The sequence below is a fragment of the Castellaniella sp. genome (assembly GCF_049650445.1).
GTDB lineage: Bacteria > Pseudomonadota > Gammaproteobacteria > Burkholderiales > Burkholderiaceae_B > Castellaniella.
The window spans coordinates 89,578-113,488 of sequence record NZ_JBASAD010000008.1; the positions used below are offsets into that span (position 1 = coordinate 89,578).

At 65.1% G+C, this 23,911-nt stretch carries 24 protein-coding genes and 1 pseudogene; 13 read left to right on the forward strand and 12 right to left on the reverse strand.

Features of this window, described 5'->3' with window-relative positions; translation table 11 throughout:
* The first annotated feature begins 37 nt into the window (after positions 1 to 37).
* The 4 genes from WA983_RS02220 (at position 38) to pyk (ending at position 4,210) form a co-directional block, all read left to right on the forward strand.
* The gene (locus WA983_RS02220) at positions 38 to 928 is read left to right on the forward strand and encodes a 2-hydroxy-3-oxopropionate reductase (RefSeq protein WP_424252150.1); all 891 of its coding nucleotides are present in this window, start codon (positions 38 to 40) and stop codon (positions 926 to 928) included.
* Positions 929 to 1,071: 143 nt separating this feature from the next.
* Positions 1,072 to 2,334 carry a glycerate kinase type-2 family protein gene (locus WA983_RS02225; protein WP_424252132.1) on the forward strand — a complete coding sequence of 421 codons (1,263 nt, stop codon included), beginning with the start codon at positions 1,072 to 1,074 and terminating at the stop codon, positions 2,332 to 2,334.
* 32 nt (positions 2,335 to 2,366) lie between these two features.
* On the forward strand, positions 2,367 to 2,795 hold the full coding sequence (locus WA983_RS02230; protein WP_424252134.1) for a GlcG/HbpS family heme-binding protein: 429 nt from the start codon (positions 2,367 to 2,369) through the stop codon (positions 2,793 to 2,795).
* On the forward strand, positions 2,792 to 4,210 hold the full coding sequence (gene pyk / locus WA983_RS02235) for a pyruvate kinase (RefSeq protein ID WP_424311539.1): 1,419 nt from the start codon (positions 2,792 to 2,794) through the stop codon (positions 4,208 to 4,210). The genes WA983_RS02230 and pyk overlap by 4 nt, the downstream gene beginning before the upstream one ends.
* 21 nt (positions 4,211 to 4,231) lie before the next feature.
* Here pyk and WA983_RS02240 read toward each other — a convergent pair whose 3' ends face one another.
* The 5 genes from WA983_RS02240 to WA983_RS02260 form a co-directional block, all read right to left on the reverse strand.
* The gene (locus WA983_RS02240) at positions 4,232 to 4,894 is read right to left on the reverse strand and encodes a GntR family transcriptional regulator (protein WP_424252138.1); all 663 of its coding nucleotides are present in this window, start codon (positions 4,892 to 4,894) and stop codon (positions 4,232 to 4,234) included.
* Between the two features lie 269 nt (positions 4,895 to 5,163).
* On the reverse strand, positions 5,164 to 5,892 hold the full coding sequence (locus WA983_RS02245) for a maleate cis-trans isomerase family protein (protein WP_424252140.1): 729 nt from the start codon (positions 5,890 to 5,892) through the stop codon (positions 5,164 to 5,166).
* A gap of 46 nt (positions 5,893 to 5,938) precedes the next feature.
* A complete protein-coding gene (locus WA983_RS02250) occupies positions 5,939 to 7,237 on the reverse strand; it encodes a TRAP transporter large permease (protein WP_424252142.1) in 1,299 nt (432 codons plus the stop codon).
* Positions 7,230 to 7,859, reverse strand: a complete 630-nt coding sequence (locus tag WA983_RS02255) for a TRAP transporter small permease subunit (protein ID WP_424252144.1) — start codon at positions 7,857 to 7,859, stop codon at positions 7,230 to 7,232. The genes WA983_RS02250 and WA983_RS02255 overlap by 8 nt, the downstream gene beginning before the upstream one ends.
* A 23-nt stretch (positions 7,860 to 7,882) precedes the next feature.
* A complete protein-coding gene (locus tag WA983_RS02260; protein WP_424252146.1) occupies positions 7,883 to 8,953 on the reverse strand; it encodes a TRAP transporter substrate-binding protein in 1,071 nt (356 codons plus the stop codon).
* A 385-nt stretch (positions 8,954 to 9,338) separates the two neighbouring features.
* Here WA983_RS02260 and hydA point away from each other — a divergent pair, with 385 nt between their 5' ends.
* The 4 genes from hydA to WA983_RS02280 all read left to right on the forward strand — a co-directional run bounded on the left by hydA (position 9,339) and on the right by WA983_RS02280 (position 14,743).
* Entirely contained in the window at positions 9,339 to 10,742 is a 1,404-nt protein-coding gene (gene hydA / locus WA983_RS02265; RefSeq protein WP_424252148.1) for a dihydropyrimidinase, read from the forward strand.
* 207 nt (positions 10,743 to 10,949) lie between these two features.
* A complete protein-coding gene (locus WA983_RS02270; protein WP_424311540.1) occupies positions 10,950 to 13,124 on the forward strand; it encodes a malate synthase G in 2,175 nt (724 codons plus the stop codon).
* Between the two features lie 154 nt (positions 13,125 to 13,278).
* Positions 13,279 to 13,665, forward strand: a complete 387-nt coding sequence (locus tag WA983_RS02275; protein ID WP_424249287.1) for a hypothetical protein — start codon at positions 13,279 to 13,281, stop codon at positions 13,663 to 13,665.
* Between the two features lie 118 nt (positions 13,666 to 13,783).
* Positions 13,784 to 14,743, forward strand: coding sequence for a DMT family transporter (locus WA983_RS02280; RefSeq protein WP_424249292.1), 960 nt, complete (start codon positions 13,784 to 13,786; stop codon positions 14,741 to 14,743).
* Between the two features lie 4 nt (positions 14,744 to 14,747).
* Here the strand turns inward: WA983_RS02280 and WA983_RS02285 are convergent, their stop codons facing one another.
* Positions 14,748 to 15,869 carry a 5-methyltetrahydropteroyltriglutamate--homocysteine S-methyltransferase gene (locus tag WA983_RS02285; RefSeq protein WP_424249286.1) on the reverse strand — a complete coding sequence of 374 codons (1,122 nt, stop codon included), beginning with the start codon at positions 15,867 to 15,869 and terminating at the stop codon, positions 14,748 to 14,750.
* A gap of 202 nt (positions 15,870 to 16,071) precedes the next feature.
* On the opposite strand from WA983_RS02285, the gene WA983_RS02290 reads away from it, so the two are divergent.
* Together WA983_RS02290 and WA983_RS02295 are read left to right on the forward strand one after the other, a co-directional pair.
* Complete coding sequence (locus WA983_RS02290; RefSeq protein WP_424249290.1) at positions 16,072 to 17,262, forward strand: TIGR03862 family flavoprotein; 1,191 nt, start codon at positions 16,072 to 16,074, stop codon at positions 17,260 to 17,262.
* On the forward strand, positions 17,250 to 17,831 hold the full coding sequence (locus tag WA983_RS02295) for a PIN domain-containing protein (RefSeq protein ID WP_424249284.1): 582 nt from the start codon (positions 17,250 to 17,252) through the stop codon (positions 17,829 to 17,831). Before WA983_RS02290 ends, WA983_RS02295 begins: the two co-directional genes overlap by 13 nt.
* A gap of 38 nt (positions 17,832 to 17,869) precedes the next feature.
* Here WA983_RS02295 and WA983_RS02300 read toward each other — a convergent pair whose 3' ends face one another.
* Both WA983_RS02300 and WA983_RS02305 read right to left on the reverse strand, forming a co-directional pair.
* Positions 17,870 to 19,060, reverse strand: coding sequence for an acetylornithine transaminase (locus WA983_RS02300; RefSeq protein ID WP_424249282.1), 1,191 nt, complete (start codon positions 19,058 to 19,060; stop codon positions 17,870 to 17,872).
* Between the two features lie 52 nt (positions 19,061 to 19,112).
* The gene (locus tag WA983_RS02305) at positions 19,113 to 19,436 is read right to left on the reverse strand and encodes an EamA family transporter (protein WP_424249280.1); all 324 of its coding nucleotides are present in this window, start codon (positions 19,434 to 19,436) and stop codon (positions 19,113 to 19,115) included.
* A 143-nt stretch (positions 19,437 to 19,579) separates the two neighbouring features.
* Here WA983_RS02305 and WA983_RS02310 point away from each other — a divergent pair, with 143 nt between their 5' ends.
* Entirely contained in the window at positions 19,580 to 20,452 is an 873-nt protein-coding gene (locus WA983_RS02310; RefSeq protein WP_424311541.1) for an MOSC domain-containing protein, read from the forward strand.
* A gap of 22 nt (positions 20,453 to 20,474) precedes the next feature.
* Here the strand turns inward: WA983_RS02310 and dinB are convergent, their stop codons facing one another.
* A complete protein-coding gene (gene dinB, locus WA983_RS02315) occupies positions 20,475 to 21,608 on the reverse strand; it encodes a DNA polymerase IV (protein ID WP_424311542.1) in 1,134 nt (377 codons plus the stop codon).
* 142 nt (positions 21,609 to 21,750) lie between these two features.
* On the opposite strand from dinB, the gene WA983_RS02320 reads away from it, so the two are divergent.
* The gene (locus WA983_RS02320) at positions 21,751 to 22,035 is read left to right on the forward strand and encodes a heavy-metal-associated domain-containing protein (protein WP_424249273.1); all 285 of its coding nucleotides are present in this window, start codon (positions 21,751 to 21,753) and stop codon (positions 22,033 to 22,035) included.
* Between the two features lie 179 nt (positions 22,036 to 22,214).
* Here the strand turns inward: WA983_RS02320 and WA983_RS02325 are convergent, their stop codons facing one another.
* Together WA983_RS02325 and WA983_RS02330 are read right to left on the reverse strand one after the other, a co-directional pair.
* Positions 22,215 to 22,640: an organic hydroperoxide resistance protein gene (locus WA983_RS02325; protein ID WP_424311543.1), complete on the reverse strand. Its 426-nt coding sequence runs from the start codon at positions 22,638 to 22,640 to the stop codon at positions 22,215 to 22,217.
* 76 nt (positions 22,641 to 22,716) lie between these two features.
* Complete coding sequence (locus WA983_RS02330; RefSeq protein ID WP_424311544.1) at positions 22,717 to 23,214, reverse strand: MarR family winged helix-turn-helix transcriptional regulator; 498 nt, start codon at positions 23,212 to 23,214, stop codon at positions 22,717 to 22,719.
* A gap of 226 nt (positions 23,215 to 23,440) precedes the next feature.
* Between WA983_RS02330 and WA983_RS02335 the strand changes: the two genes are divergently transcribed.
* Positions 23,441 to 23,737 carry an antibiotic biosynthesis monooxygenase family protein gene (locus WA983_RS02335; RefSeq protein ID WP_424311545.1) on the forward strand — a complete coding sequence of 99 codons (297 nt, stop codon included), beginning with the start codon at positions 23,441 to 23,443 and terminating at the stop codon, positions 23,735 to 23,737.
* Between the two features lie 45 nt (positions 23,738 to 23,782).
* Here the strand turns inward: WA983_RS02335 and WA983_RS02340 are convergent.
* Positions 23,783 to 23,911 (reverse strand): annotated as a pseudogene (locus tag WA983_RS02340) (tRNA uridine-5-carboxymethylaminomethyl(34) synthesis GTPase MnmE); the annotation flags it as partial.

Below are 23,911 nucleotides of genomic sequence, written 5' to 3' on the forward strand. Positions count from 1 at the left end.
CCCCATCCCGGCACTCAAACCCGAATCCACAAGGAGAATTCACATGGCCACTATCGGTTTCATCGGTCTGGGCATCATGGGCACCCCCATGGCCGCCAATCTCATCCAGGGCGGTCACACCCTGGTCACCTTCACCCACGGCAAGACTCCGCAAAGCCTGCTGGACGCCGGCGCCAAGGCCGCCGCCAGCAGCACCGAAGTCGCCCGGGCGTCCGACATCATCATCGTCATGGTGCCTGACACGCCTGACGTCGACGCCGTACTGTTCGGCGAAAACGGCGTGGCCGCCGGCCTGTCCGAGGGCAAGATCGTCATCGACATGAGTTCGATCTCGCCCGTCGCCACCAAGGAATTCGCCAAGAAGATCAACGCGCTGGGCTGCGAATACCTGGACGCTCCGGTGTCCGGCGGCGAAGTCGGCGCCAAGGCCGCCAGCCTGACCATCATGATCGGCGGCAGCCAGGCTGCCTTCGACCAGTGCAAGCCGATCTTCGAGCTGATGGGCAAGAACATCACCCTGGTCGGCGGCAACGGCGACGGCCAGACCACCAAGGTCGCCAACCAGATCATCGTCGCCCTGACCATCGAAGCCGTGGGCGAAGCCCTGCTGCTGGCCTCCAAGGCCGGTGCCGATCCGGCCAAGGTCCGCCAGGCGCTGATGGGCGGCTTTGCCAGCTCGCGCATCCTGGAAGTGCACGGCGAACGCATGGTCAAGCGCACCTTCGACCCGGGCTTCCGCATCAACCTGCACCAGAAGGACCTGAACCTGGCCCTGTCCACCGCCCGCCAACTGGGGCTGTCCCTGCCCAGCACGGCCGTGGCCCAGGAACTGTTCAACGCCTGCGTGGCCCACGGCGGTGCCGGCTGGGATCACTCCGGCATGGTGCGTGCGCTGGAAATCATGGCGAACCACGAAATCGGCCAATGACCCGGCCAATCAGCGTAAGCTGAACCCCCGCAGCTTGTCGGCGGCCCCGCCCAGCCATGGGTCCACCCGCCGGACAGGCCGCAAACCACGGCGGCCGCCCGGTCGTCGCGGTTTGCGACTTCGCTTATCCACCTGGACGCACCATGAACCTCTCGCCCCGCGAGCTCCTCACCCGCATGTTCCAGGCGGCCGTGCGCGCCGCTCAGCCCGAGCACTGCATCCCCGCCTTCCTGCCGCAACGGCCCAAGGGGCGCACGATCGTCATCGGCGCGGGCAAGGCCTCGGCCGCCATGGCGCAGGCCTTCGAGCGCCACTGGGCCGGCCCCATCGAGGGGCTGGTGGTCACCCGCTACGGCTACGCCGTACCTTGCGAACGCATCGAAATCGTCGAGGCCGCCCATCCGGTGCCCGACGAGGCCGGCGAAATCGCCGCCCGGCGGCTGTTCGAACAGGTGGCCGGCCTGACGGCCGACGACCTGGTGATCTGCCTGATCTCGGGCGGCGGCTCATCGCTGCTGCCCGTCCCCGGCGCCGGTGTCACACTGGCCGACAAGCAGGCCATCAACCGCGCCCTGCTGAAGTCCGGCGCGACGATTTCCGAAATGAACTGTGTGCGCCGTCACCTGTCGGGCATCAAGGGCGGCCGGCTCGCAGCGGCCTGCGCCCCCGCGCGCGTGATCAATCTGCTGATCTCCGACGTACCGGGCGACCAGCCCTGCGACATCGCCTCCGGCCCGACCGTGGCCGATCCCAGCACCTGCGCCGACGCACTGGACATCGTGCGCCGCTACGGCATCGAACTGCCGGCAGGCGCTCGCGCGCTGCTGGAGTCCGGCGCGGGCGAAACCCTCAAGCTCGGCGACGAACGCCTGGCCCGCGTCGAAACCCACCTGATCGCCACCCCGCAGATGGCCCTGGAAGCCGCCGCCTCGGTGGCCCGCGCAGCCGGCATCATGCCGCTGCTGCTGGGTGACCGCATCGAAGGCGAAGCGCGCGACGTCGGCAAGGTCCTGGGTGGCATCGCCCTGCAGGTGCGCGCCCACAATCAACCCATCCCCGCGCCCTGCGTGCTGCTGTCCGGCGGCGAGACCACCGTCACCGTGCGCGGCCAGGGCCGCGGCGGACGCAACGTCGAATGCCTGCTGTCCCTGGCCATCACCCTGGACGGCGCCGAAGGCGTGCACGCCCTGGCCGGCGACACCGACGGCGTGGACGGCCAGGAAGAAATCGCCGGCGCCCTGATCGGCCCGGACACGCTGCCGCGCGCCTGGGCGGCCGGCATGCCGCCGCGCGCGCACCTGGACGACAACGACGGCCACGGCTTTTTCGAACGCCTGGGCGATTCTCTGATCACCGGCCCCACGCTTACCAACGTCAACGATTTCCGCGCCATCCTGGTCCTCTGAGCCCGGCGGCGCACCCAAGGAGACACACCATCATGAAGACCATCCGAGTCCTGACCCTGGAAGACGCGCGCCGCATGGCCGCCGCCGCCGAGGCCGAAGCCCGCCGCAGCGGCTGGAACGTCAGCATCGCCATCTGCGACGCCGGCGGCCACGCCCTGTGGCTGCAGCGCATGGACGGCGCCCCCCTCATGAGCGCCCAGATCGCCCCCGAAAAAGCCCGCACCTGCGTGCTCAGCGGCAAACCCAGCAAGGTCTACGAGGACATGGTCAACCAGGGCCGCATCGCCGCCCTGTCCATGCCGGTCATGCCGCTTGAAGGCGGTGAGCCCCTCTATTTCGACGGCCACGTCATCGGTGCGGTCGGCGTGTCCGGCGTGCAGGCCGTGCAGGACGCCCAGGTGGCCCGTGCCGGCGTCGCCGCCCTGGATGGCACCGGTCATCTCCCCGGGGTCCAGTCATGAAATCCGATCGTCGCGCCCGCATCCTGGCCACTCTGGGGCCGGCCAGCTCCACCTTCGAACAGATCCGCGCCCTGGCCCGGGCCGGGGCCGACGTGTTCCGCCTGAACTTCAGCCACGGCACGCACGAAGACCACGCCGAACGCTACCGCATCATCCGCCAGGTCGAGCAGGAACTGGGCCGCCCCATCGGCATCCTGATGGACCTGCAAGGACCGAAGCTGCGCGTAGGCAAGATCGCCGGCGGCAAGACCGTGCTGGCGACGGGCCAGGCCTTCCGCCTGGACCTGGACCCCGCCGAAGGCGATGCCGCCCGCGCCAACCTGCCGCACCCGGAGATCTTCGCCGCCCTGGAAGACGGCACCGATCTGCTGCTGGATGACGGCAAACTGCGCCTGCGCGTGGACCGCCACGGTCCGGACTTCGCCGAGACCACGGTGATGGTGGGCGGCCCGCTGTCCGACCGCAAGGGCGTGAACGTGCCCGGCGTCATCCTGCCGATCTCGCCCCTGACGGCCAAGGACCGCGCCGACCTGGAATTCGGTCTGTCACTGGGTGTGGACTGGGTCGCGCTGTCCTTCGTGCAGCGCCCCGAAGACATCGTCGAGGCGCGCGGCCTGATCGGCAACCGCGCCTGGATCATGGCCAAACTGGAAAAACCCGCCGCCATCGAGCACCTGGACGCCATCGTGGCACAGGCCGACGGCATCATGGTGGCGCGCGGCGATCTGGGTGTCGAGCTGCCTCCGCAACGCGTGCCGGTGCTGCAGCAACGCATCGTGCGCCGCGCACGCGCCGCCGGCAAGCCGGTGGTCGTTGCCACGCAGATGCTGGAATCCATGATCACCGCGCCCGTACCCACCCGAGCCGAGGCCTCCGACGTGGCCACCGCCGTCTACAGCGGCGCCGACGCCGTCATGCTGTCGGCCGAATCGGCGTCCGGCCAGTATCCGGTCGAAGCGGTCACCATCATGGAACACATCATCCACGAGGTCGAGGCCGACCCGTCCTGGCGCGCCAATCTGGAAGCCACCCACAGTCCGGCCGAAGCCAACATCCCGGACGCCATCTGCTGCGCCCTGCGCCGCGTCGCCGGCCTGCTGGAGCCCGCCGCGACCGTGGCCTACACGGCCTCGGGCTTCAGTGCCCTGCGCGCCAGTCGCGAACGCCCCCCCACGCCGATCCTGGCCCTGACCTCGCAGCCGGAAACAGCCCGGCGCCTGGCGCTGGCCTGGGGCGTGCGCCCGGTCCACTTCCCGGAACAACTGCACGAATCCAGCGAAATGATCGACCGCGCCACGGCCGCCGCCCGCCAGGCCGGTCTGGCCGAAACGGGCGACATGCTGATCGTGATCGCCGGCCTGCCATTCGGACGCAGCGGCAGCACCAACCTGCTGCATATTGCCCAGGTGCCCTGAAGCGGCTCCGTGCCCGGGCGATCAATGCCCGAAGATCGCCTCGAAATCCGGTTCCAGCACTTGCCCGCCGCTCAGATTCAGGGAGCCCTCGATATGCATCAGGTGCGTCAGCATCAGGCGCTGGGCGCCTGCGGCATCGCGCGCCTCGATGCGGTCGACCAGCTCGACGTGTTCGTTCTGCGGGCAGGCCGATGCGGCCGAGCTGTCGTACAGGGTGATGATCAGGCAGGTCAGCGCCGTCAGTTCACGAATGGCCCGGGCCAGAAAGCCGCCCGCCACCATATCGACCAGGTGGATGTGAAACACGCCGGACAGCCGGATGACCGCACGCATGTCTTCCTGCTCGCGCGCCTTGCGCTCCTCGTCGAGATGGGCACGCAAGACCGCCAGGTCCTGCGCAGTCACCTGGCCGCATAGTTTGGCCACCAGCGGCGGCTCGAGCAAGCGGCGCGCCTCGAACATTTCACGCGCCTCCTCGACCGTGGGCTGCGCGACATAGGCGCCCCGATTCGGAATCAGGGTCACGACCTGTTCATGCGCCAGACGTGCCAGAACCTCGCGGATCTTGGTCCGGCTCACGCCCGTGACCTCGGCCAGCCGTTCCTCTGCCAGCTTGGCTCCGGGCAGCAGGCGCCGCTCGAGTATCCCAAGCTGTATCCGTTGATAGATTCCCTCCGCATCCATGGCATTTTTTGCCTGTTTGCGGCGGCCTGCATTTTTCTTGATCTGAGTCAGCATGATGTCGGAACTCGGCACCGATGGCATGCACCGCTCATGAACAGCCCAAAGGCCGCCATATCCGATGAACGCGGTTCTGAATTTTGTGGAGCCACATTGTACACAATGCCCCTGAATCACCCCTGAGAAGCTGATCCGTCGTTCTTGAAAAATCAGCGTTTTTCACTCAGGTTTCTTCAGGAAATTGAATACAAAGCATCTTGAGCGAAATGCGTTCAAGCCACCTCGCGAAACAGACGCCCCCAGTTCTGTATGCCTGCGGGATCGACGCCTGCCATCTTCAGCGCCTTCCAGACCACGGTCGAAACCGAGTCATACAAAGGGATGCCCAATTCGCTTTCGATGCGCTCGGCCAGTTGCGCCGCCTTGACGTTGGTGCACATCACGGTCAAGGCATCGGGGCCGTATCCCGCAACCTCACGGGCCATGCGCAACACCTCGGATTCGGCCACCTCGGAAAAGTCGAAATTGACCTGCAGGCCGGCATGCCGCTCTCCGGGGACCTGGATACCGGCTGCCTCGTAATTGGCCATGATCCGCCGCTGCACCGACTCGATATACGGAGACACCAGGCCCAGCTTCCTGACGCCCGTCTTTTCCAGGATCTCGTTGAGCGCCAGGACGGAGGTCGTGGAGGGAATCCCGGTCGCGGCCGAGATCTCGCGACACAGGGCCTCGTCGGTCTCGAATCCCAGCCAGCTGGCCGCGGTCCCGCTCCAGCCGATCACATCGACACGTGCGTCCGCGAGCTGCCGGGCGGCGTCCAGTATCTTCCCGATGTCGAACTGCCCCAGCGACTGCCGATCCAGCGAAATCTGCGTCACGGTAAAGCGGGCGAAGTGCGCGGATACCCCGGGGATTGCGCTGACCATCGCGCTGGTCAGCGGCTCCAGCGCCGTATTGGACGACGGTGTCAGCATGCCCAGCAGGACTCGTTTTGTCATATCCATGATCTCCACAGCTTGAACGTCGGGGCGGGGTCGGCCCGACTTATATTTTCGACGGCAGCCACAACGCAAGGCCGGGGAAGTAAATCACCAGCGTGACCAGCAGCAGCATCGCCAGCACGAAGGGCAACGATCCCCTGATGACGTCGATGATCGAACCCTTGCCGCGAATTCCCTGAACGACGTAGAGGTTCATGCCGACGGGCGGAGTGATGAGGGAAAGTTCCATCATGATCACCAGGAAGATGCCGAACCAGACGGGGTCGTAGCCCAGCGACACGACCAGCGGCACGATCACGGGAACCGTCGCGATCATCATGGACAGGGTTTCCAGAAAACAGCCCAGGACGAGATAGAGCAGCACCAGAATCCAGATCGTCTCCAGCGGTGTGGTACCCAATGCGGCGACGTAGCTGGACACCGCCTGGGGAACGCCCAGCATGCCGACCACATAGTTCAGGAAAAAAGCGCCCAGGATGATCAGCAGCACCATGGCGGTCGTGCGCGTCGCGGCCAGGAAGGACTCGTGCAGCATGGCGAAGCTGAGCTTGCGGTACCAGGCGGCCACACCCAAGGACATCACGACCCCGATCGCCGCCGCTTCGGTGGGCGTCGCCCAACCCATGTAAATCCCGCCCATGACGACGATGAAGACCATGGCCGGAGGAATCAGGTCGCCCAGATCGCGCAGGCGCTGGGACAAGGGCGCCAGTTTTTCCGGCTCTCCCGCCAGGGAAGGTTTGACGATGCAGTACACGGCGATGAACAGCATGAACATGCCGGCAAGCAGAAGACCGGGGACGATGCCCGCGATGAAGAGCTTGCCGATCGAGGTGTTGGTGATCGCCCCATAGACGACCATATTGATGCTGGGCGGAATGAGGATGCCCAGGGTTCCCCCCGCAGCGACCGACCCCAGCACCATTTTCTCGTTGTACCCGCGGGCGTTCATGGCCGGCATGGCCACGGTTCCGATCGTGGCGGCCGTCGCTACCGAAGAACCCGAAATCGCCGCAAAGATGCCGCACGAAACGATGTTGGTATGCAGCAATCCCCCCGGCAGGCGCGAGAACCACCCCGACAGCGACCGGTACATCCGGTCGGTCACACCGGCGCGCACCAGGATTTCCCCCAGCAGGATGAACAAAGGAATGCACGTCAGGATGAAGTCATTCAAGGCCCCCCACATCGTATTGCCGAAGGACAGGAGGGTAGGCAGGCCCAGATAGGCCAGCGCCCCGATGGCCGCCGTCAGGAACAGCGATGCGGCGATGCTGATGCCCAGCAGCATGAACACCAGCATCATGAGAAAGCCGATGAAGGCCGTGCCGAAATCAATCATGACGAGCTCCCGATGCCTGCGCGGACGATGACTGCTGCTCGAAATCGTCTATGTCGAGACGCTCTTCCTCGATTTCCTCGTCGAGCGTCTTCGGCCCATAGAACTGCAGCGCCTGCGGTGCATTGCCACGCGCCATCAGCCAGACTGCGTGGACCAGGAGAGCGACCGACACGATCGCAAACAGGAGCAGCCCCAACAACCAGACGGATTGCGGAATCCACTGCGGTGTATGCAGCGGCGTATTCGCCGTGCTTTTGTACTCGATGCTTTCCGCCAGCGTGGCCCAGGCCCGCCAGGCCAGGAAGCAGGCATACGACGCCATGGCGGTCATGGCCAACAGATTGGCCAGCAGGCGCACCCGTACCGGGAACCATTGGTAGAAGATATCGATCCGCGTATGTGCATGCTGCAACAGCGCATACGTGAAGCCGAAGGCCGCCATGATCGCCACGATATAACCGCCTATTTCGTCCGTCCCGATGGATGGGGCATTGAACAGCTTACGGGCGATGACGTCATAAGTGATCATGACCGACAACACGACCAAGGCATATCCGGCGACGCATGCCGCCACGCGAGCCGCCGGCAGGCAGGCACTCGCGATCACATTCGATCTGGCCATGGAGAGCTCCTCAGGAAGTCAGGCTAGCGAGCGACGGCGATACGCCCGTAACCCATGGCCTTGCCGACCGTCGCGGACCAGCGATCCGAGCAATCCGGCACGACCGCGTTACAGTTCTTGGCCCACTCCGGCAGCACCAGGCGGTCGACGATCCCCTTGAGCTGCGACAGTTCCTCCGGGGTGACCGGGTTGAGCGTCATGCTGTACTTGGTGTGGTCCTTGCAATCCGCCTGGCCGGTGTTGCAACGGACGGCGTCCTGGTCGCCATCCGTTGCCAGCCCCCACATGGCGTCCTCCATCGTCTTGAAAGACTTGATCAAAGCCTGCTGCTTCTCCGGGGAGAACTGGTTCCAGACATCCAGATTGATGAAGTGCCCCTGCATGGAGCTCGAGACCGCCAGGGGAACCTGATACTTGGTGACTTCAGGCCACTTGCCGCCGTTGCCCGCCGACGCGGCTGTCACGCCGCAATCCGCCACGCCGCGCTGCAGGGCCAGATAGACCTCGGCGTACTGCAGGGTCACAGGCGACCCGCCCAGGCCCTGAATCAGAGTCGCCATGGACGTGGTGAAGGTGCGGATCTTCTTGCCCTTGAAGTCAGCCGCCTGTTCGATCGGATCCTTGCAGAACAGGACCTGGGGGCCGAAGGGCCACAGCGCCAGGGTCTTCACATTGAAGCGACTCTGTACTTCTTTATCGAACTCGCCGCGAATGGCGTCGGTCACTTTGCGCTGATCCGCGACATTCGTCGCCACACCCGCCAGATCGATGCCTTCGAGGAACGGATTGTCGCGCGCAGCCATGCCGATCTGCACCGATGCGATATCGAACGCGCCGGATTTCAGCAGGCGCATGGCATCAGCCGCCTTGACGTTCACCAGATCCATGGGGCTGTAGGAGACCTGGGAGGAAATCCCGGTTTCCTTGGCAAGCCCTGTGAAGAATGGCCGCTCGACCAGATCGACCTGTTTTTTGTTCCCCGTGAAGTTGCCCAACACTTTGAGCGTCTCCGGATCAGCCCACGCTGCAGTCGACGCGACGCAAGTGAACGCCATCGCCGTCGCCATCAAAAGGCGTTTTGCTTGAAATCCCATGATTGTCTCCTCGCCGGATATACGTATGAGTCGTGACGTCCCATCCCGGGACGCTGCGGTGCAGACCATGAACAGCCTGATGATCAGAGCATAAACAACGTGTGTACAATTCGTCAAAACAATCCTGCTGTTACCTACCTTGAAATGTATTTATCAGACAATTTAAGGCATGATTCTGCAATTTTTCTTATGCATGATTTTCCTCATATCATATTGATTCAATTAAATAAAATAAAAATAAAACCGCTTCATCAAGAGCATTAATTTTGTCGAATAGGTGTAAACACTAATGTCTACAATATTTCCGTCACATTAGCCTTTTACACACTATTTCCGGCAATGATCCGCCTGGCAAGACCAGCGGGACATCACCCCAAGGGCAACGATGGCACAAGAACTGGACCTCCTCATCACCGGCGCCGAGATCATCACGGCAGCGGACCGTTTCAACGCGGACATCGGCATACGAAACGGCATCATCGCAGCACTGGGAACCGATCTCGGTCCCGCACGGGAAACCATAGACGCCCGCGGCCTGCTGGCCCTGCCGGGGGGCGTCGATGCACACTGCCACCTGGATCAACCCCAAGGCTTTGGCCTGCGCATGGCCGATGACTTCACCAGCGGCTCACGCTCGGCGGCCTGCGGCGGCACCACCACGATCATTCCGTTCGCGGCGCAGATCAAGGGCCAATCCCTGCGCGCCGCCGTGGACGACTACCACCAGCGGGCCAACGGAAAGTCGTGCATCGACTACGCCTTCCACATGATCGTCTCGGACCCCGCGCCCGAGATCCTGGAACAGGAACTGCCCTCGCTGATCAGCGAGGGCTATACCTCGTTCAAGATCTACATGACCTACGACGACCTGAAGCTCAACGACCGCCAGATACTGGACGTGCTGGACGTCGCCCGCCAGGGCGGGGCGCTGGTGATGGTGCACGCGGAAAACTCCGATTGCATCAGTTGGCTGACGGACCGCCTGGTCGCCGAGGGAAAAACCACCCCCCAATATCACGCGACATCCCGCCCCCAGGCCGTAGAGCGCGAGGCCACCCACAGGGCCATCACATTCTCTGAACTGGTCGACGTGCCGATCCTGATCGTCCACGTCTCGGGCAGCGAAGCCATCGAGCAGATCCGCTGGGCACACCAGCGGGGCCAACGGATCTTCGCCGAAACCTGCCCTCAGTATCTCTACCTCACGGCGGAAGACCTGGGGCACGGGCACTACGAGGGTGCCAAATGCATCTGCAGCCCGCCCCCTCGCGACAGCGCAAACCAGGACGCCGTCTGGCAAGGCCTGGCACAAGGCACCTTTTCCGTTTTTTCCTCGGACCACGCCCCATTCAACTACGACGATCCGCACGGCAAGAAACTCAAAGGCCGCGAACAGAAATTCCAATACATTCCCAACGGCATTCCCGGGCTGGAAACCCGCCTGCCGCTGCTGTTTTCGGGCGGCGTCAACGACGGGCGCATCAGCCTCCACCAATTCGTCGCGCTCACGTCCACCCAGCCGGCGAAGCTCTACGGGCTTTATCCCCGCAAGGGCTCGCTCATGGTGGGCTCCGATGCAGACATCGCCCTCTGGGACCCCAGGCGCCAGGTCACCATCCGCAACAGCATGCTGCACCATGACGTCGATTACACCCCCTACGAGGGGCGCACGGTCACAGGCTGGCCCGTCATGACGCTTTCTCGCGGCAAGCTCGTCAGCAAGGACTTCGAATTCGTCGGCACGCCCGGCGCAGGCGCATTCATGCACTGCGACAAACCGATGCTCTAGACCCGCGCAAAATACGCATTATCCATACAGGCATATAGCGCGCATGCTTCTTTCGAGGCGCCCTTTTTTATTTCATATCAATGACTTGAAAGCGGGACAAGGGTCAGGCGGCGGGACGCCCGCCTCTTTAACTCTTATAGAAGACTGCCTATAATCCAGGATTGATAGATAGACTTCGACTTCATTCAAGATTACCCAAGGACCATCATGACCGATCGCATCTCCAGCCATGGACTCCAGATCGCTGCTTCCCTGCACCGCTTCATCGAACAGGAAGCCCTGCCGGGTACGGACGTACAGCCGGCCGCCTTCTGGGAAGGCCTCTCCGCGATCATTCATGACCTCGCCCCCAAGAACCGCGCCCTGCTGGCCGAACGCGACCGCCTCCAGGCCGCGCTGGACGGCTGGTACACCCAGCATCCCGGCCCCATCGCCGACCCGGCCGCCTATCGCGCCTTTCTGACGAACATCGGCTACCTGAAGGACGCGCCCGCACAGGTCGCCGTCACCACCGCCAACGTCGACGTCGAAATCACCGCCCAGGCCGGCCCGCAACTGGTCGTGCCGGTGATGAACGCCCGCTACGCCCTGAACGCCGCCAACGCCCGCTGGGGCAGCCTGTACGACGCCCTGTACGGCACCGACGCGATTTCCGAATCCGACGGCGCCATCCGCGCCGGCGGCTACAACCCGGTGCGCGGCGCCCGCGTCATCGCCTTCGCCCGCCGCTTCCTGGACGGCAGCTTCCCCCTGGCCCACGGCTCGCACAGCGATGCCGCCGCCTATGCCGTCGTCGACGGCGATCTGCGCGTCACGCTGCGCGGCGGCGCCGTCACCGGCCTGGCCGACACCGGCGCCTTCCTGGGCCACCGCGGCGACGCCGCCGCTCCGCAGGCGCTGATCCTGCGCCACAACGGCCTGCACATCGAAATCCAGTTCGACGCCAGCCATCCCATCGGCAAGACCGACTCCGCCCACATCAAGGACGTGGTCGTCGAGGCGGCCCTGACCACCATCATGGACTGCGAGGACTCCATCGCCGCCGTGGACGCGGACGACAAGGTCGTCGCCTACCGCAACTGGCTGGGCCTGATGAAGGGTGACCTGACCGAAGACCTGGTCAAGGGCGGCAAGACCATCACCCGCCGCCTGAACCCGGACCGCGAATACACCGCGCGCGACGGCAGCGCCGCCACGCTGCACGGCCGCTCGCTGATGTTCGTGCGCAACGTCGGCCACCTGATGACCAACCCGGCCATCCTCGATCGCGACGGCAACGAAGTGCCCGAGGGCATCCTGGACGCCGTCTGCACCTCGCTGATCGCCATCCACGACCTGAAGGCCCGCAAGAACTCCCGCACCGGCTCGGTCTACATCGTCAAGCCCAAGATGCACGGCCCCGACGAGGTCGCCTTCGCCGACGAAATCTTCGGCCGCGTCGAACAACTGCTGGGCCTGGCGCCCAACACGATCAAGATGGGCATCATGGACGAGGAACGCCGCACCAGCGTCAACCTCAAGGCCTGCATCGCCGCCGCCGCCGAACGCGTGGCGTTCATCAACACCGGCTTCCTGGACCGCACCGGCGACGAGCTGCATACCTCCATGCGCGCCGGCGTCATGGTACGCAAGCACGACATGAAGTCCCAGACCTGGATCCAGGCCTACGAGCCCAACAACGTGCAAAGCGGCCTGGAATGCGGCCTGCGCGGCCACGCACAGATCGGCAAGGGCATGTGGGCCATGCCCGACCTGATGGCCGCCATGCTGGAACAGAAGGTCAGCCAGCTCAAGGCCGGCGGCAACACCGCCTGGGTGCCTTCACCCACCGCCGCCACCCTGCACGCGCTGCACTACCACCAGGTCAATGTGGTCGAGGTGCAGAAGTCCCTGGAAAACCACCACGAGGACTACACCGACCGCATCCTGACCGTGCCGGTCACCGCCGCGCCCACCTGGACGCCCAAGCAGATCCAGCAGGAACTGGACAACAACTGCCAGGGCATCCTGGGCTACGTGGTGCGCTGGATCGACCAGGGCGTGGGCTGCTCCAAAGTCCCCGACATCCATGACGTGGGCCTGATGGAAGACCGCGCCACGCTGCGGATTTCCAGCCAGCACATCGCCAACTGGCTGCTGCACGGCATCGCCACCCGCGCGCAGGTCGAAGAAACCCTGCGCCGCATGGCCGCCGTGGTGGACAAGCAGAACGCCGGCGATGCCGCCTACGAACCGATGGACGGTCACTTCGACACGTCCTGCGCCTTCAAGGCCGCCAGCGACCTGATCTTCAAGGGTCTGGAACAGCCCAACGGCTACACCGAGCCGCTGCTGCACCACTGGCGCCAGGTGAAAAAGGCGGAACTGGCCGCCAGGGCCTGATCGCCCCGGGGTATCCGCCCCGTCGCTGAAAACCGCCGGACCGGCCACGGTCCCGGCGGTTTTTTATTGCCAGAGCCAAAAATACGGCGTCCAATGGAATACGCCGCCTGGCCGGACTGCTTCCCGCAGACCAAACCAAGCAAGGAGAACCGTCATGACACGTCGTGCTTCCTTTTCCACCCTCGGCCCGATGCTGCTGGCCGCCTGCGCCCTGGCGCCTCAAGCCCAGGCGCAAACTCCGGCCACCGCCCTGAACGGCGTGCTGGTCGGCCCCAACCAGATGACGCTCTACGTCTTCGACAAGGACGCCACGGGTTCCGGCAAGAGCGTGTGCAACGGCGGCTGCGCCACCAACTGGCCGCCGCTGATGGTGGCCACAGGGGCCGCCGCCGGCGACTGGAGCGTGGTGACCCGCGACGACGGCGGCAAGCAATGGGCCTACAAGGGCCGGCCGCTTTACTACTGGAGCAAGGACGCCAAGCCCGGCGACAAGACGGGCGACGGTTTCCTCAACAACGCCTGGCACGCCGCCAAACCCTGACACGGCCCCGCGAGGGCATCAGGACTGCCCTCGCCCTCATCCCTGAACACGACGTCCTGACCGCTGTGGAATCCTGATATGCTGCATGCCTGAATCCGCCAGGCTCTTTTCTTACAGCATGCGTCTGCCCAGCATCGTCCACCGCGCGTCAAGCACGTCGCCCCTCGCCGGCATCGCCCTGGTGATCCTGGCCTCCTGGTCTCTTTCGACGCTGGACACCAGCGGCAAATGGATCATGGCGGCCGGCCTGCCCCTGGCCTTCGTCTGCTGGGTGCGGTTCACTGTCCACCTGGCCCTGGTCGCGGTCCTGATCCCGTCCTCGGAGCTGCGGGCGGCGCTGCGCCCCAAGCGCCCCTACGCCCAGTTCCTGCGCGGCGCGGTGATGGTCACCGCGACCTTCACGTTCTTCACCGCGCTGCAACACATGCCGCAGGCCGAAGCGACCTCCATCAACTTCCTGGCCCCCCTGATCATGCTGGCCTGCGCGCCGTGGATCCTGCGCGAGCCCCCCCGGCTGTCGCGCTGGGTCGCCGCCCTGGTCGGCTTCGCCGGCATTCTGATCATCATCCGCCCGGGCAGCGGCCTGGACCCGGTCGGGGTGTCTTTCGGCCTGATGACCGCCTTGCTGTTCTCCGTCCAGTACGTATGCACCCGCCTGGTCGCCGTCGACAGCCCCATGACCACCCTGGTCTGGAGCGGCGGCGTCGGCACCATCGGCCTGACCGTAGCGCTGCCTTTCATCGTACCGGCGGCCTTGCCCGCCCTGAGCACGTTCGGCCCCCTGGAATGGCTGATCATGATCAGCACCGGCTTCTGGGGCGCCCTGGGCCACATCCTGCAGATCCAGGCCTACCGCCTGACGCCGGCCTCCCTGCTCGCCCCCTTTCTCTATCTGCAGATCGTCGCAGCCTCGATCCTGGGTTGGCTGGTCTGGGGCGATTTTCCCGACGCCCTCACCTGGCTGGGCATCGCGGTGGTCTGCGGCAGCGGCATCGTGATCGGCATCATCGAATGGCGGCGGGCCCCGACGCCGGCAGCGGATCATGCCGCCACCGGGGCCAAAGGCAAGCCCTCGTAGCGCCTCAGGCGTCGCCCCAGACCTCGCGGGCGGTCTCGACCACCAGCCGCAGCTTGGCACGCTGATCCTCGACGGCCACATTGTTGCCGTGCACCGTGCTCGAGAAACCGCATTGCGGCGAAAGGGCGAGCTGTTCCAGGGGCGCGTGTTTCGCCGCCTCATCGATGCGGCGCTTGAGATCATCCTTGGACTCGAGCGCGCCGAACTTGGTCGTGACCAGGCCCAGCACCACGATCTTGCCCTTCGGCAGGAAGCGCAGGGGCCTGAAATCGCCGCTGCGATCGTCGTCGTACTCCATAAAATAGGCGTCCAGATGCATTTCCGACAGCAGCGCCTCGGCCACCGGCTCGTAGTTGCCCTCGGCCGCATAGGTGCTCTTGAAATTGCCACGACACAGGTGCATGGCCAGCACCATGCCCTCGGGCTTGCGCGCCACCACCCGGTTGATGAAGCGGGCGTACCGGTGCGGCAGCTCATTCGGATCGTCGCCGCGCGCCTGAGCGGCCTCGCGCATGCGCCCATCGCACAGGTAGGCCAGGTTGGTATCGTCCATCTGCACGTAGCGGCAACCGGCGTCGTACAGACTGCGCAATTCCTGCCCATAGGCCTCGGCCACGTCCTCGTAGAAATCGGGATCGAGCTCCGGATAGGCCACGGCGTCGATGCCGGCTCGCCCGCCCCGGAAATGCAGCATGGTGGGCGAGGGGATGGTGACCTTGGGCGTATGTCCGGCCGACACCTGACTTGCCAGATACTCGAAATCGGCGCGCTGGATATCGCGCGCGTGGCGCACCTTGCCGGTCACGAGGATCGACGGCGGCGCCAGGTGCTCCTTGCCGTCCGACCCCGTCACCACCTTGGGATCGTCGGTGGTCACGCCATCGAGCTGGCGCAGGAAATCGAGATGGAAGTACGTGCGGCGGAATTCGCCGTCCGTCACCGATTTCAGGCCGATGTCCTCCTGGAACCGCACGACCTCGGCGATGGCGCGGTCCTCGACGACGCGCAGGGCGGCGGCATCGATTTCACCCCTGGCATGGCGATCACGCGCCTCGAGCAGATAGACGGGCCTCAGAAAGCTGCCGACATGGTCGGCGCGAAACGGCGGGAGAGTACGTGTGGACATCCGGAGACTCCTTGTAGAAATTATTCAGCACACTGAAGAATGACCTCTGGATTCTGCGTCAAGTGCGCGCCGCTGACAAGGGCTGCACCAACCCTCTACAATTCCGCCCACCCCCCGCTGACCTCCACAACGCGGGTTTTCAAGGACGATTCCTTTGCCATCGCATTCGATTGCCGTGATCGGCGGCGGCCCGGCCGGGCTGATGGCGGCTGAGACATTGGCGGCCTCGGGCGCACGCGTCGATCTCTACGACGCCATGCCCTCGGTGGGCCGCAAATTCCTGCTGGCCGGACGCGGAGGGCTCAATCTGACCCATGGCGAACCCCTGCCCGCATTCCTGTCGCGCTACCGCGAACAGGCCCCCTGGGTGGAATCCTGGCTGGCCGATTTCGGCCCGCAAGCCCTGCGCGACTGGGCGCATGGTCTGGGGGTGGACACGTTCGTCGGCACTTCAGGGCGGATCTTTCCCGCCGAGATGAAAGCCGCACCGCTGCTGCGCGCCTGGCTGCGTCGTCTGCGCGAGCAAGGCGTACGCATCCACTCCCGCCATCGCTGGACCGGGTGGGATGAGTCCGGCCTATTGCGCTTCGCCACCCCGGCAGGCGAAACGCACCTCAAGGCGGATGTCGTCATCCTGGCTTTGGGCGGCGGCAGTTGGTCCCGCCTGGGATCGGACGGCGCGTGGGTGCCCATGCTGGCGGAAAAAGGCGTGGACGTCGCGCCGCTGTGGCCCGCCAACTGCGGATTCCAGGCGGACTGGAGCGCGCATTTCCAGGAACGCCACGCGGGCGAGCCGCTGAAATCGATCGCCGCCTGTGTACTCAAAACGGTCTCGCCGGACAGCGACGCCGATGCCTCCTGGCAGCGCGGCGAACTCATGCTGACCCAAGACGGCCTGGAAGGAGGGCTGGTCTACGCCTTGTCCGCGGATTTGCGCCGGGCGCTGGAGCAGACCGGCGAAGCCGTGCTGACCATCGATCTGCTGCCCGACCGCGATGCTGCCTGGGTGGCCGAGCAGGTCACGTATCCACGCGGCGCCAAATCCTTGTCCAGTCATCTGCGCTCGCGCCTGAACCTGCACGGGGCCAAGGCCGGCTTGCTGCGGGAATGCCTGAGCAGGGATGACTACGCCGATCCCGCCCGGCTGGCGGCGGCGATCAAGCGACTGCCCGTGCGGCTGACCGGCATGCGTCCCATCGACGAAGCCATCAGCACGGCAGGCGGCGTCCGCCCGCAGGCGATGGACGAACGGCTGATGCTGCACACCCTGCCAGGCGTCTTCTGCGCGGGCGAAATGCTGGACTGGGACGCGCCCACCGGCGGCTATCTGCTGACCGCCTGCTTTGCCGCAGGCCGCGCCGCAGCCAAAGGCGCGCTGGCGTGGCTGAATTGATGCCGTCCGCCATCCTGGTGATCGACGCCTGCGTCATGATGTCCGGCCTGCAACGCCGCCTGATGCTGGCGCTGGGTGCGTGCGGCCTCTTTCAACCCGCCTGGAGCGAACGCATCGGCGACGAATGGATGCGCAATGCCCGACGCCTGTGGGACATCCCCGCGGAAAACCTGCAAGCCGACTGGGATGCCATGCAGTCCGCCTTTCCCGGCGCCATGGCGCATGAGGTCGATCAATACAAACAGGGGCTGCGCTACAGCGATCCCAAGGACTGGCATGTCATTGCCGTCGCCCGGGAAATGCGTGAACGGTATCCCGGCAGCCCGGTGGAAATCCTGACGCTGAACCTGAAGGACTTCAACCGCTCCGAACTGCGCCGCCTGGGCTTATCCGCACTGACGCCGGATCGCAAACTGGCGGCCTGGTGGCCGGCGCACGAAACGCAGATCCATCGGGCGATCACTGAACTCGATGCTGCTGACCCGCCCTCGGGCCGTCCCCGCGTGCCGATGCGTGAACGGCTGGTCCGCGAACGCCTGCTGCTGCTGCGCCGCCTGCTGCCGGCCTGAGGCGCGAGACGCCTGCGCGGCTGCGCGCTTCAGGCTGTTCAGGCGCGCACTTTCGTGATCAGTTCATCCAGCCAGGCCAGCATCGTGTCGATCTCGTCGGCCGTGACGTTCAGGGCCGGCATGAAGCGCAGCAGGTTACCGCGCGGCGCGTTCAGCAGCAGGCCCTCCGGCGTGCGGTCACGCGCGGCCAGAACCAGCGCCGGACCGTCATCGCGGTTCATCACCAGCGCGCGCAGCAGCCCCTGACCACGCTCGCCGTGCATGCCCCACTTGTCCGACAGCGCCGTCAGGCCTTCCGACAACTGCTGCCCTCGTGCGTTGACCTCGTCCAGGAAGCCGGGCGCTGCCAGCGTGTCGAAGATCGCCACGCCCACCGCCGTCATCAGCGGGTTGCCGTTGTAGGTGCCGCCCTGGTCGCCGTGCTCGAAGCAGCAGACGGCCTCGCGCGCGCACAGCGCCGACAGCGGCACGCCGCCGCCGATGCCCTTGCCCAGCGTCATGATGTCGGGCTCGACGCCGGCATGCTGGTAGGCGTACAGCCGACCCGTGCGACCCATGCCGCTCTGGACCTCGTCCACGATCAGCAACAGCCCCTGTTCACGGGTCAGCGCGCGCAGGCCCTGCATGAATTCGCGCGTCGCGGGGATCACGCCCGCCTCGCCCTGGACCGGCTCCAGCATCACGGCGACCGTCTGATCGTCGATCAGGGCGCGCACCGAGTCCAGATCGTTGAGCTCGGCCTTGGGGAAGCCGTCGACCTGCGGCGCAAACTTCTTGTCCCAGCCGGCCTTGCCTGAAGCCGACATGGTGGCCAGGGTACGGCCGTGGAAACTGTGATCGAAGGTGATGATCTTGTAGGCGCCCTTGCGGTGCAACTGACCCCATTTGCGGGCCAGCTTGATGGCGCCCTCGTTGGCCTCGGCCCCGCTGTTGGCGAAGAACACGCGGTCGAAGCAGGAGGATTCCACGATACGACGGGCCAGATCGATGGACGGCTGGTTGTAGAAGGCCGGCGAAGGATTGATCAGCAACTGCGACTGACGAGCCAGCGCATCGATCATGGCGGGGTGATTGTGGCCCAGGGCATTCACGGCCCAGCCCTGAATGAAGTCCAGATAGCGTTTGCCATTGTGGTCTTCCAGCCAGGAACCCTGGCCTCGGACGAACACCAGTTCCGGACGCGAAGTGATTTCCATCAGGGCGTTCAGCCCGGCGCGATCGATCGACATGAGTGCAAATTCCTGAAAACGAGGTTCCGGCGGCAGCGCGCCGCGCAAACCGCTATTCTAAGACGCCCGCGGGATTTCCCGGACTCTGCCCGCCCAACGAGCGCCAAAAAAATGCCCCCACGCTGCGCCTTCGGCTTGCGGCCCACCTCGCGGCCTGCATGCCGCTCGGATTCACCACCAGTCCGATCAGCACCACACCGCCGCCCAGCCACTGCCACAAACCCAGCTTTTCCCCCAGGAACCAGTCGGCGCACAACAGCCCTACCACCGGAACCAGCAAGCTGAGCGGCGCGATCCGGGTCACCGGGTGGCGGGCCAGCAACCGCCCCCACAGCACGATGACGACCAGGGCGGCCAGAATGTCTTTCAAGGGCATGGAATCTCCTGCGGGGCGCTTGGGATGCACGCCAGGATGCGTGCGGACTCCCGCGAATCCCGCATGCTACGGCATTTCAAATGCCTGCATTTTCCTTTGATCGCTCTAGAATATCTTCCTTCTCCCGTCACCGGCAGACTTTCATGCGCCTGGCCATTCACAGCCTGTACAGTTACCCCGTCAAATCCTGCGCCGGCATCGCTCATCAGCGCGTCCGCGTCACCGAGTCCGGTCTGGACTTCGACCGGCACTGGGTCATCGTCAATGCTCAAGGCGGCTTCATGACCCAACGCCAGCATCCCCGCATGGTGCTGATCCGCCCGGAACCCGTCACGGACGGCCTGTGGCTGCGCGCGCCCGGTCAGGCCGCCTGCTTCGTGCCGCCCCCACCCGCTCAGGCCGAGGCCGTGTCGGTCACCATCTGGGGTACCCCCACCCTGGGCGCCGACCAGGGCGACGAAGCCGCCGCGTGGCTGAGCGCCTTCATCGGTGAATCCTGCCGCCTGCTGCATCTGCACCCCCAGGCGCACCGCCTGGCCAGCCTGCCGTACGTCACCCGCTGGATCCAGACCCACCCAGACTGGCCGGATTCGTTTCTGCCTGTGGAGCGGCACGCTTTCGCCTTTGCCGATGGCTTTCCTTTCCTGATCGCCAACCAGCACTCGCTGGAAGAGCTGAATGGCCAACTGGCCGGACAGGGCGTCACGCCGGTGGACATGATCCGCTTCCGCCCCAACATCGTGCTCCAGGGCCTGGAGCCTTACGACGAAGACCACCTGGCCGGATTTCGCACGAACGACGCCGGCTTCGCCTTCGTCAAGGCCTGCGCCCGCTGCCCCATCCCCAACGTCGATCCGCAGACCGGCGGCACGGCGGTCGAGCCCGGTCGCACTCTGGCACGACACCGGCAGTTCGAGCAAGGCGTGCTGTTCGGCATGAACGCCATCGCCGCCCTGCCGCAGGGCGAAACCTGGCTTCAGGTGGGCGACGCCATCGAACCGGAATACGATTTTTAATCAGCGTGGGGGCCTTTCCTTATCAGTACAAATCCAGTTGTACCGGATGTGGCCGCTCGTCCGCCCCCGCCGGCTCCAGCTTGCTGACCCGCACGCCCAGCAGCCTCAAACGACGTTCCAGGGGCACCCGCTTCAGGCACTGCCCGGCGGCCCGGTGGATGGCCTCGGCATCCCCGACCGCCGCGTCCAGGGTCAGGTCGCGGGTCACCACCCGAAAGTCGTCGAAGCGCAGCTTGATGCCCACCGTCGCACCGCGCACGCCCTTGCGGGCCAGGTCTTGCGCAAGACGCTCGCACAGATCCCGGAAGATCTGCGATAGCAGCGGCCGGTCGCGGCGCACGTGCAGGTCCCGTTCGAATGTCGTTTCCCGGCTGAGGGACTTGGGCTCGGACTGCGTCACCACCGGCCGGTCGTCGATGCCGTGCGCCACGTCCAGCAGCCATTGCGCCGTGCCCAACCCGAAGTGCTGCTGCAGCAGCGCCGGCGCGGCCTGCGCCAACTGGCCGACGGTCTCGATCTCCAGGTCCTGCAGCTTGCGCGTGGCCTTGGGGCCGATGCCGTTGACCTTGGATACCGGCAGCGGCCAGATGCGCCGCTCCAGGTCGCCTGGGCCGATCAGCGTGATGCCGTCAGGCTTGTCCAGGTCGGACGCAATCTTCGACAGCAGCTTGTTCGGCGAAATGCCGATGGAACAGCTCAGCCCCGTGGCCTCGCGCACCGCCCGCTTCAACACGCGGGCCAGTTCGGCGGAGGGCTGCGGCAGATCGGTCAGATCAATGTAGATCTCATCGATGCCGCGATCCTCGATGCAGGACGCGATGGACGCCACGGCAGCCTTGAACAGCCGGGAATAGTGGCGATACGCCGGAAAATCCACCGGCAGCAGCACCGCGTCGGGTGCCAGGCGCGCGGCCTTCATCATGCCCATGGCCGAATGCACACCCAGGGCGCGGGCCTCGTAGGTGGCCGTCGTGATCACCCCGCGCCCGACATAGTCCCTCAAGCGGAGATATTCTCCCCCCTCGGGCCGCGCACCGCCGCCGCCGATCACCACGGCCTGGCCGCGCAGATCGGGATAGCGCAGCAATTCCACGGACGCGTAGAACGCGTCCATGTCCAGATGCGCGATACGGCGGACGGGGGGTGCGGGGGACATGGGCCTGGCGTAAGTCTGGGTACATCGTCCGGGTGAATCCGGGACGATGTACCCCTGCTATACTAGCCGGCAGAGAAGATGTATTTCAAATGAATCTATAACCTTGCCCTTATCAAGGGCTTTCCCCGCACGCGAGGACCCCATGGAAGCTGCAACCCTGAAGCGCTCATCCCAGAAAACCGCCACCCTGCGCCTGGTCGGCCTGCGCAGCCCCTCCTGCGCCGACACGGTGGACCGCGCCCTGGCCGCCGTACCCGGCGTCTCCCAGGTCTCGGTATCCCTTGCCGATGAAAAAGTCACCGTCACTTTCGACACCGCCCAGGTCTCCGTCCAGCGCCTGCAAGTCGCCGTCCAGGACGCCGGCTACGAGGCCCTGAAACCAGCCCATGGCGAAGACGGCAACTGCTGCGGGGGATGTGGGGGATGATTCCGGACGGCGGACAGCCCCTGCGGGCTGTCTGCCGCCGGAATCATCCGAGCCACCTGCAGGTGGCGAGGTGGAGGGATATCCCAATTTGAGAAGTCCCTGCGGGCTGCTCCGTGTCCGAATAAAAAAACGGCCGGTTCTAAAACACCGGCCGTCTTCATTCACTGCACTGCGCGAGCTTACGCCACCGTCAGCGTGACCTTGATGTTGTTGCGCGTGGCATTGGAATACGGGCAGACGATATGGGCCTTCTGGACCAGGTCGGTCAGCTTCGCGTGATCGACGCCGGGAGCGGCGATCGTCAGTTCCACCGCAATGCCGAAGCCCGTCGGAATGGGGCCGACACCCACCGCGCCCGACACCTGGGTGTTGTCCGGCAGCTTGACGCTTTCCTTGCCGGCGACCAGCTTCAGGGCGCCCAGAAAGCAGGCCGAATAGCCTGCGGCAAACAACTGTTCGGGGTTGGTGCCGGGACCAGCATCACCACCCAATTCCTTGGGCACGGACAGCTTGATGTCCAGGCGTCCATCCGAGGACTTGGCGCTGCCGTCGCGGCCACCGGTGGCCGAGGCGTGGGCCGTGTAGAGAACGTTTTCAACTGTCATGCTTGGACTCCTTGTGGTGCGATTCCAGGGAGACGGCCGGCACCACGATCGGCGGCATCCCGTGAACGGGCCGGGGTCAATCCGGCACCGTGCGGTTTGAGAGGGCAACAGACGCGGTCAGCAGGTTCGCCCGCAATTCTTCCAGTTCGGCCTTGAGTACCCGTGCGTGATCGGGCGAACACCCCGTCGCGCACAGCACGCCCTTGGGGACGCCGCCGGCACGATGCCACAGGTCGCGCCCGGCCGAGGTCAGCGACACCCGCACCTGGCGCTGATCGTCGGCCGCGCGGTCGCGACGCAGCAGACCCATGGCCTGCAGGCGCTTGAGCAGCGGCGTCAGCGTGGCCGAATCCAGATACAGACGTTCGCCCAAAGCCGTGACCGTCTGCCCATCGGCTTCCCACAGCACCAGCATCACCAGGTATTGCGGATAGGTCAGGCCCAGATCCGCCAGATGCCGCCGATAGATCTTGCCCATCGCCAGTTGCGCCGAATACAGCGCAAAACATAGCTGAGCATCCAGCGTCAGGCTGGCGGTCGGTTCGGCGGGAACGGATGTGGCGAGGCGATTCATGGAGTCATTTTATATAGTGCACTATTTAATAGCAAGCTACATTTCTCCCGTATCCGAATCTGTGAAAGCAGCGAGAACCGTGCTGAAGCCCGGCCGCCTGCGGCCGGAGCAACCTCGCGTCCAGACGGCACCAGATCCCCGTGCCTGGCAGGCGCAGGTCAGCACGGCGCATGACACGGTGCATAATCATGGCTCCGTCTTCACCCTTTACCCACAGGAACTCGACATGATCCGCGAAATGGCCCACATCACCGTGAAACCCGGCACCCAGCCCGACTTCGAGGCCGGCGTCCGCCAGGCGCTGCCGCTCTTTCACCGCGCCCGCGGCTGCACGCGCGTCGAGCTGCACCACATCATCGAAAAACCCGAGCAATACGTGCTGATGGTGTACTGGGAAACCCTGGACGACCACATGGTGCATTTCCGCCAGTCCGAGGATTTCCAGGCCTGGCGCGGGCTGGTGGGCGGTTTCTTCGAGAAGGCACCGGAGGTGGTGCATTCGGAGGTGGTGGTGGAGGAATAAGGGGCGCCGACCGCAACGCGCCGGGCGTGTGGCGCGTTGATCCCGCTACTTCCCAATACAAAACCTCGAAAAAATCTCCCCCAGCAGATCATCGCTGGTGAACTGGCCCGTGATCCCGCACAGCGCCTCGTGCGCCAGACGCAGTTCCTCGGCGAACAGGTCCAGCACCTGGTC

Coding starts and splice junctions, on each gene's coding strand:
- WA983_RS02285 (WP_424249286.1), bottom strand. CDS start 15,869: ATGTCCACACGTACTCTCCCGCCGTTTCGCGCCGACCATGTCGGCAGC.
- WA983_RS02310 (WP_424311541.1), top strand. CDS start 19,580: ATGCGCCTGGCCATTCACAGCCTGTACAGTTACCCCGTCAAATCCTGC.
- WA983_RS02225 (WP_424252132.1), top strand. CDS start 1,072: ATGAACCTCTCGCCCCGCGAGCTCCTCACCCGCATGTTCCAGGCGGCC.
- WA983_RS02325 (WP_424311543.1), bottom strand. CDS start 22,640: ATGACAGTTGAAAACGTTCTCTACACGGCCCACGCCTCGGCCACCGGT.
- WA983_RS02240 (WP_424252138.1), bottom strand. CDS start 4,894: ATGGATGCGGAGGGAATCTATCAACGGATACAGCTTGGGATACTCGAG.
- WA983_RS02275 (WP_424249287.1), top strand. CDS start 13,279: ATGACACGTCGTGCTTCCTTTTCCACCCTCGGCCCGATGCTGCTGGCC.
- hydA (WP_424252148.1), top strand. CDS start 9,339: ATGGCACAAGAACTGGACCTCCTCATCACCGGCGCCGAGATCATCACG.
- WA983_RS02230 (WP_424252134.1), top strand. CDS start 2,367: ATGAAGACCATCCGAGTCCTGACCCTGGAAGACGCGCGCCGCATGGCC.
- WA983_RS02245 (WP_424252140.1), bottom strand. CDS start 5,892: ATGACAAAACGAGTCCTGCTGGGCATGCTGACACCGTCGTCCAATACG.
- WA983_RS02250 (WP_424252142.1), bottom strand. CDS start 7,237: ATGATTGATTTCGGCACGGCCTTCATCGGCTTTCTCATGATGCTGGTG.
- WA983_RS02335 (WP_424311545.1), top strand. CDS start 23,441: ATGATCCGCGAAATGGCCCACATCACCGTGAAACCCGGCACCCAGCCC.
- WA983_RS02320 (WP_424249273.1), top strand. CDS start 21,751: ATGGAAGCTGCAACCCTGAAGCGCTCATCCCAGAAAACCGCCACCCTG.
- WA983_RS02270 (WP_424311540.1), top strand. CDS start 10,950: ATGACCGATCGCATCTCCAGCCATGGACTCCAGATCGCTGCTTCCCTG.
- WA983_RS02305 (WP_424249280.1), bottom strand. CDS start 19,436: ATGCCCTTGAAAGACATTCTGGCCGCCCTGGTCGTCATCGTGCTGTGG.
- WA983_RS02300 (WP_424249282.1), bottom strand. CDS start 19,060: ATGTCGATCGATCGCGCCGGGCTGAACGCCCTGATGGAAATCACTTCG.
- WA983_RS02330 (WP_424311544.1), bottom strand. CDS start 23,214: ATGAATCGCCTCGCCACATCCGTTCCCGCCGAACCGACCGCCAGCCTG.
- dinB (WP_424311542.1), bottom strand. CDS start 21,608: ATGTCCCCCGCACCCCCCGTCCGCCGTATCGCGCATCTGGACATGGAC.
- WA983_RS02280 (WP_424249292.1), top strand. CDS start 13,784: ATGCGTCTGCCCAGCATCGTCCACCGCGCGTCAAGCACGTCGCCCCTC.
- WA983_RS02255 (WP_424252144.1), bottom strand. CDS start 7,859: ATGGCCAGATCGAATGTGATCGCGAGTGCCTGCCTGCCGGCGGCTCGC.
- WA983_RS02260 (WP_424252146.1), bottom strand. CDS start 8,953: ATGGGATTTCAAGCAAAACGCCTTTTGATGGCGACGGCGATGGCGTTC.
- WA983_RS02290 (WP_424249290.1), top strand. CDS start 16,072: ATGGCGGCTGAGACATTGGCGGCCTCGGGCGCACGCGTCGATCTCTAC.
- pyk (WP_424311539.1), top strand. CDS start 2,792: ATGAAATCCGATCGTCGCGCCCGCATCCTGGCCACTCTGGGGCCGGCC.